Origin of the sequence: Pseudonocardia bannensis, assembly GCF_012911875.1 — a bacterium.
Taxonomy (GTDB): Bacteria; Actinomycetota; Actinomycetes; order Mycobacteriales; family Pseudonocardiaceae; genus Pseudonocardia; species Pseudonocardia bannensis.
Window position 1 is genome coordinate 20,926 of sequence record NZ_JAAXKZ010000082.1, and the last position, 6,608, is coordinate 27,533.

6 protein-coding genes are annotated in these 6,608 nt (G+C 73.7%); 5 read left to right on the forward strand and 1 reads right to left on the reverse strand.

Going from position 1 to position 6,608, the window contains the following annotated elements:
• The first annotated feature begins 20 nt into the window (after positions 1 to 20).
• The 5 genes from HF519_RS32500 to nudC all read left to right on the forward strand — a co-directional run bounded on the left by HF519_RS32500 (position 21) and on the right by nudC (position 6,153).
• Positions 21 to 1,286, forward strand: a complete 1,266-nt coding sequence (locus HF519_RS32500) for an aldehyde dehydrogenase family protein (protein WP_312860226.1) — start codon at positions 21 to 23, stop codon at positions 1,284 to 1,286.
• 69 nt (positions 1,287 to 1,355) lie between these two features.
• Positions 1,356 to 2,441, forward strand: coding sequence for a hypothetical protein (locus HF519_RS19930; protein WP_169414492.1), 1,086 nt, complete (start codon positions 1,356 to 1,358; stop codon positions 2,439 to 2,441).
• A 9-nt stretch (positions 2,442 to 2,450) separates the two neighbouring features.
• Complete coding sequence (locus HF519_RS19935; protein ID WP_169414493.1) at positions 2,451 to 3,752, forward strand: M16 family metallopeptidase; 1,302 nt, start codon at positions 2,451 to 2,453, stop codon at positions 3,750 to 3,752.
• Complete coding sequence (locus HF519_RS19940) at positions 3,749 to 5,143, forward strand: M16 family metallopeptidase (protein ID WP_169414494.1); 1,395 nt, start codon at positions 3,749 to 3,751, stop codon at positions 5,141 to 5,143. The genes HF519_RS19935 and HF519_RS19940 overlap by 4 nt, the downstream gene beginning before the upstream one ends.
• Before the next feature lie 44 nt (positions 5,144 to 5,187).
• The gene (nudC, locus tag HF519_RS19945) at positions 5,188 to 6,153 is read left to right on the forward strand and encodes an NAD(+) diphosphatase (RefSeq protein ID WP_169414498.1); all 966 of its coding nucleotides are present in this window, start codon (positions 5,188 to 5,190) and stop codon (positions 6,151 to 6,153) included.
• 78 nt (positions 6,154 to 6,231) lie between these two features.
• Here nudC and HF519_RS19950 read toward each other — a convergent pair.
• A partial coding sequence (locus HF519_RS19950) for an IS30 family transposase (RefSeq protein ID WP_169414495.1) occupies positions 6,232 to 6,608 on the reverse strand: 377 nt, incomplete at its 5' end.

Genomic DNA, 6,608 nt, shown 5'->3' on the forward strand with positions numbered 1-6,608 from the left:
GCCGTCGGTACCGTGGCGTCGTGAGCACCAGCACCGTCGCCCCCACCGAGCAGGCCCCCGAGTTCGACGTCGTCCGCACCGCTGCCGAGCGCGCCGCGGCAGCCGCCCCGGGGGTCCGCGCCGCGGGTGGTCCGGCCATCGACGCCGCCCTGCGCACCGCGGCCGGTCTGCTGCGCGACGGCACGGCGCAGCTGCTGGAGGCCAACGAACGCGACGTCGAGGCCGCGGTCGCGAACGGCATGGCGCCCGGCCTGCTCGACCGGCTGCGGCTGACCCCGGAGCGGCTCGCCGACATGGCCACCCAGCTCGAGGTGCTCGCCGACACCCCGGAGCCGCCGCTGCAGCGGGAGGTGCGCACGCTGCCGACCGGGGAGCGGGTGTTCGAGCGCCGGGTGCCGGTCGGCGTCATCGGCGCGGTGTTCGAGGCCCGCCCCAACGTCACCGTCGACGTTGCCTCCCAGGTGCTCAAGGCCCGCAGCGCCGCCGTGCTGCGCACCGGGTCGGCGGCTCTGCGCAGCGCCCAGGCGCTGGTCGAGCTGGTCATCGCGCCCGCGCTGGAGCAGCACGGCGTCCCGGCGTCCGCCGTGCAGCTCGTGCCCGCGCCGGGGCACGCGGGCGCCGAGGCACTGGTCGGGCTGCCCGATCTGGTGCCGCTGGTCGTGGTCCGGGGCAGCGGCGAGGTCACCCGCAAGCTCTCCGCGCTCGGCGCCGCGGCCGGTACCCGGGTGCTGGCGCACGCCGACGGCGGCGGGGTGCTCTACCTCGACTCCAGCGCCGACGAGACGACCGCGGCGCAGCTCATCCACGACAGCACCGACCGTCTCGGCGTCTGCAACCGGCTCAACCTGCTGCTCATCGACCGTCCTGCCTTCGAGCGGCTCTGGCCCGTCGCCCAGCGGGCCCTCGACGAGCGCGGCATCGAGCCGTCACTGCCTCCGCACGACCACCGGCTCGGCCACGAGTGGGCGCTGGACTCCGGTGCCGAGGCGCACGTGACCGTCGCGCCCGTCGACGGCCCGCTCGACGCCGCCGCCACCGCCGGCCGGGAGACCAGCGGGCTCGCCGCCACCGTCTGCGCCACCGACGAGGCCGTCGCGACCGCGTTCATCGACGCGTACACCGGCACCGGGGTGTTCTGGAACGCCACCACCCGGCTGCTCGACGGTTACAAGCTGCTGGGCCTGCCCGAGACCGGTATCAACGTCGACCACACGCCCGGCCCCCGCGGCCCGGTGACCTACATGGACCTGGCGCTGCGCCAGTTCGTCGTCCTCCCCCCGGCGTAGCGAGGAATCCGGATTCCCCGCGATGGCCCGGCCTGCGACAGTGGTGCGGGGGATCGAGGGGGTCACGGCATGGCAGAGGTCCAGGTGTCCGGCTGGCGCGAGCTGGTCGCCGAGTCGGGTGCGCCGCGCCCGCATGCGTCGCGGCGCACCGACGTGGTGACCACGGTGCTGTCCGTCTGGTTCGTGCTCGGGTTGTTCCTCGACGCCTATGCGCACGCCAACGTCCCGCAGCTGGAGTCCTTCTTCACGCCGTGGCACGCGGTGTTCTACAGCGGGTTCGCCGCGACCGGCGGCTGGGTGCTGTGGACGGTGTACCGCAACAGCGAACAGGGCCGGCGCGGGATCTCGGCGGTACCGCTGGGCTACGGCATGACGATGGTCGCGCTGCCCGTATTCGCGGTCTCCGGGGCCGCGGACATGGCCTGGCACACGATCTTCGGCGTCGAGACGACCACCGACATCTTCTTCAGCCCCAGCCACCTCGGCCTGATCGCGTCGATGATCGTCATCCTGACCAGCCCGTTCCGTTCGGCCTGGTCGAACCCTGCCCTGGGCGCGCGGCCGTCGCTGCGGGCGCTGGCCCCCGCGGTGTGGACCCTGGCGTTCGCGGCCACCCTGGTGCTGCTGTTCCTCACCTACGGCAACGCGCTGCTGTTCGGGCCGCAGGGCATCGTGTCGGCCTTCTCCGATCCGGAGGGCCGGGCCTCGACACTCGCCGTGCGGATGGTCGTGACCAACCTGGTGCTGCTGGTCCCGCTGCTGGTCATCGCCCGGCGCTGGCACCTGCCGTTCGGCGTCGCGACGATCTCCTACGCCCCGGCCGTCGTCCTCTCCGGCTTGCTCACGGGGTTCCACAACCTGCCCACGATGGGCGCGCTCGCCGCCGCCGCTGTGCTCGTCGACCTGCTGGGGCGGTGGCTGCGGCCCACCGCGGAGCGCCGCACGGCCTACTGGGCCTTCGCCACGGGCGCATCGCTGATCACCTGGACGATCTACCTCGGCGTCGCCGCGGGGTTCGCCGGCCGGCTGCCGAGCGTCGCCGCGATGTGGACCGGAGCCCCGGTCGTCGCCGCCCTGCTCGGGTGGGTCCTCGCCGCGCTGCTGCTGCCGAATGCGGCCCCGCCGTCGCGGCGCGAGGGGTCCTTCCCGGGCTAGGGTCGAGGCGTGCCCCCCATCCCACTGCATCGGGCGACCCTGTCCAACGGGCTGCGCGTGCTGCTCGTCCCCGACCCCTCCACCCCCGTTGTCGGCGTCGCGGTACATGTCGATGTCGGGTTCCGCTCCGAACCGGAGGGGCGGACCGGTTTCGCGCACCTGTTCGAGCACCTGATGTTCCAGGGCAGCGAGAGCCTGGAGAAGCTGGCGCACTTCCGGGTCGTCCAGGGCTCGGGCGGGATCTTCAACGGGTCCACCCACCAGGACTACACCGACTACTTCGAGGTGTTGCCGACCGCGGCGCTGGAGCGGGCGCTGTTCCTCGAGGCCGACCGGCTGCGCGCGCCCCGGCTGACCGAGGAGAACCTGCGCAACCAGGTCGACGTGGTCAAGGAGGAGATCCGGCTCAACGTGCTGAACCGGCCCTACGGCGGGTTCCCGTGGATCCTGCTGCCGCCGGTCCTCTACGACACGTTCCCCAACGCCCACAACGGCTACGGGGACTTCTCCGAGCTGGAGCAGGCGAGCCTCGACGACGCGGCGGCGTTCTTCGACACCTATTACGCGCCGGGGAACGCCCAGCTCACCGTGCTGGGCGACATCGACGTCGACGCGACCATGGCACTGATCGAGAAGCACTTCGGGGACATCCCGGCCCGCCCGACGCCGGATCGGCCCTCGTTCGCCGAGCCGGCACCGGGGGCGGAGCGCCGGCAGGCCGTGCCCGACGCGCACGCCCCGCTGCCCGCGCTGGCGCTCGGCTACCGCATCCCGGACCCGTCGACGCAGCTCGACGACTACCTGGGCCACGCGTTGCTGGCCTCGGTGCTCGCCAACGGCGAGGCGGCCAGGTTGCAGCGCCGGTTGGTGCACGACGACGGCCTGGTCACCGACATCTCGGCGAGCTGTGGGCTGATGGGCTCGCTCGACGCCCGTGATCCCGACACGTTCACGATCACCGCCGTGCACCCCGGTTCGGTGGACCCGGACAAGGTGCTGCTCGCGGTGGACGAGGAGCTCGACCGGCTGGCCGCGAACGGGCCGGCCGCCGACGAGCTGGCCCGCCAGTCGGCCCGCTGGGCGGCCGCGCAGCACCACGAGGACGACCGGGTGATGTACCGGATGCTGGGCCTCGGGGCGCGCGAGCTGTTGTACGGACGGGCGGAGATCGCGCTGGAGCTGCCGCAGCGGCTCGCGGCGGTGACGCCGCAGCAGGTGCAGGCGGCTGCCGCCTCGCTGCGGTCGGCCGGCCGCGCGGTGCTGCTGGTCGAGCCCGGCGGTGCCGCCGACGAGCAGGGAGAGCAGGAATGACGAGCGTGACCGGGACGACCCCCGCCGGACACCGCAGCGCCGACGAGATCGGCCGGACCCCCGCGGGCCCGCGCCGGCTCCCGCCGCTCGGCGTGACGAAGACCGTGCCGCTCCCCGACGTCGTCACCCGCATCCTGCCCTCGGGCCTGAAGGTGCTCGCGGCCCACCGGCCCAGCGTGCCGATGGCCGAGATCCGGCTGCGGATCCCGTTCGCGGCGCCCGGGGACACCGCCGACCCTGCGCACACCGCGCGGGCCGAGCTGCTGTCATCGACGCTGCTCACCGGGACGCCGGGGCGGGACCGGGTGGCCATCGACGACGAGCTGGCCGCGGTCGGCGCCGAACTCCATGTCGGGGTCGACCCCGAGCGGCTGCAGGTCGCCGGGTCCGGGCTGGCCGAGGGGCTGCCCACCGTCCTCGGGGTCCTCGCCGACGTGCTGACCGCTGCCACCCACCCCGACGCGGAGATCGTCCGGGAGCGGGAGCGGCTCGTCGAGCGGATCATGGTGGCCCGCGCGCAGCCGCGCACGATCGCGCGGGAGGCGCTGCAGCGCAAGCGCTTCGGCAACCACCCGATCGCGCTCGAGATGCCGCAGGCCGCGGACGTCGCCGCGGTCCAGGCCGACGAGGTCCGGGCCCTGCATGCCGAGGCCGTGGTGCCCGGCGGGTCGAGCCTCGTGCTGGTCGGCGACCTGGATCCCGAGCAGGTGATCGCCCAGGTCGAGCAGATCCTCGGCGGCTGGACCGCCGACCACCCGGCGCGCGAACTGTCCCCACCGCCCCCGCTGCCGGAGGGCGAGGTGGAACTGGTGCACCGCCCCGGCGCCGTCCAGTCCCAGCTGCGGTTGTCCGCACCCGCCCTGCGGCGCGAGGACGAACGCTACGCGGCCCTGCAGCTCGCGAATCTGGTGCTCGGCGGCTACTTCTCGTCCCGGCTGGTCGAGAACCTGCGCGAGGACAAGGGCTACACGTACCACGCGAACTCCGGGGTGGAGTTCATCCCGGGCGGCGCGGTGCTCGGCGTCGAGACCGACACGGCGACCGACGTCACCGCACCCGCCCTGCTCGAGACCCGCTACGAGCTGGGCCGGGTCACCGTGGTGCCGCCGACGCCCGAGGAGGTCGACGCGGCGCGCCGCTACGCCATCGGTTCGCTGCTCATCTCGCTCGACAGCCAGGGCGGGCTGGCCGCCACGCTGTCCGCGCTCGACGCCGACGGCCTCGATGTCGAATGGCTGCGCGATCGACCGGTGCGGCTGGACGCGGTGACCTACGAGCAGGTGGCCGAGGCGGCGCTGGAGTTCTTCGCCCCCACCCGGTTCACCGGTGTCGTCGTCGCCGATGCGGAGGCCGTCGGCAGGCCGCTGCGCGCGCTGGGCGGCATCGCGTGACCGGGATTCGGGAGGAGGCGGACTTCGGGCTGCTCGGCCCGCCCATGCTGTCGCGCACCACCGTGCTGCGCGACGAGCCGCTGCGAATGGACGCCGACCGCCAGCGGGCGGGTTGGGCGACCGCGCAGCTCGTGGTCGTCGACGAGCAGGGCCGCACCCCGGTGACCTGGGAGTCCGGTCCGGCCGGTGAGTTCCGCGCGGGGGACGCCGGGAGCTGGGACGCCGCGGCCGGATCGGGTGGCCGGCTGCGCACCCGGCCGGCCATCGAGCACGCCGCCGCCCCACCTGCGGACGCGATACTGCTCGGGGAGGCCGACGGCGTCGCCTACTGGGCGGTGCGCGGGCGGCCGAACCTGATCGAGGGCGACGACCCGAGCGAGTGGGCCGACCTGAGGGCCTGCGGCGCCGACCTCGACGCGCTGGGCGCCGGGCTGCTGACCACCGCCGTCTCCGCGCTCAACTGGCACGACGCGGCGGGTTTCTGCTCGCGGGACGGGTTGCCGACCACGGTGCACAACGCCGGCTGGGTGCGGCGCTGTCCGGAGGGGCACGAGGAGTACCCACGGACCGACCCGGCCGTGATCTGCCTGGTGCACGACGGCGGCGACCAGGTGTTGCTGGCCCGCCAGCCGGTCTGGCCCGTGGGGCGCTACTCGGTGCTGGCCGGGTTCGTCGAGGCCGGGGAGTCGCTCGAGGCCTGCGTGCAGCGCGAGGTCGCGGAGGAGGTCGGGGTCCAGGTCAGCGACATCCGCTACCTCGGCAGCCAGGCATGGCCGTTCCCGCGTTCGCTGATGATCGGCTTCCACGCGATCGCCGACCCGGCGGTCCCGCTGCGTCCGGCGGACGGGGAGATCGCGGAGGCGTTCTGGGTGACCCGCGCACAGGTGCGGGCCGCGCTGGAGCGCGGCGACTGGGGCGCGCCCGCCGAGCCGGGAGAGCGGCTGGTGCTGCTGCCGGGCACGGTCTCGATCGCGCGGTCGATGCTGGAGGCCTGGGCCGCGCAGGACTGAGCACGATCGTCGCCGAACGCGGAAAGGCCCCTTCACGCCACGGCGGATTCAAGGGGTCGTTGCAACACCGCTGGTAGGTCAGGCGGACAGTAGTTGACGCAGACGCTCGGCTGGAGTTTTCCAGCCGAGCGTTTTGCGTGGACGCCCGTTGAGCTGTTGGGCGACGTGTTCGAGGTCTTCGGGCCCGTGAACGGACAGGTCGGTGCCTTTGGGGAAGTACTGGCGCAACAGGCCGTTGGTGTTCTCGTTCGACCCGCGCTGCCAGGGGCTGGCCGGATCGCAGAAGTAGACCGGCATGTCGGTGGCCATGCTGAACGAGACGTGCGCAGCCATCTCCGCGCCCTGGTCCCAGGTCAGCGACCCGCGCAGATGCGCAGGCAGGGTCGCCATGGTGGCCACCAGCCTGTCGCGGACCTGTTCGGCGGTGCGCCCGTCGGGCAGGTGGACCAGCATCA

Excerpts from the sequence above, each read along its gene's own strand:
- HF519_RS19930 (WP_169414492.1), top strand. The coding sequence starts at position 1,356 with ATGGCAGAGGTCCAGGTGTCCGGCTGGCGCGAGCTGGTCGCCGAGTCG.
- HF519_RS19940 (WP_169414494.1), top strand. The coding sequence starts at position 3,749 with ATGACGAGCGTGACCGGGACGACCCCCGCCGGACACCGCAGCGCCGAC.
- nudC (WP_169414498.1), top strand. The coding sequence starts at position 5,188 with ATGCTGTCGCGCACCACCGTGCTGCGCGACGAGCCGCTGCGAATGGAC.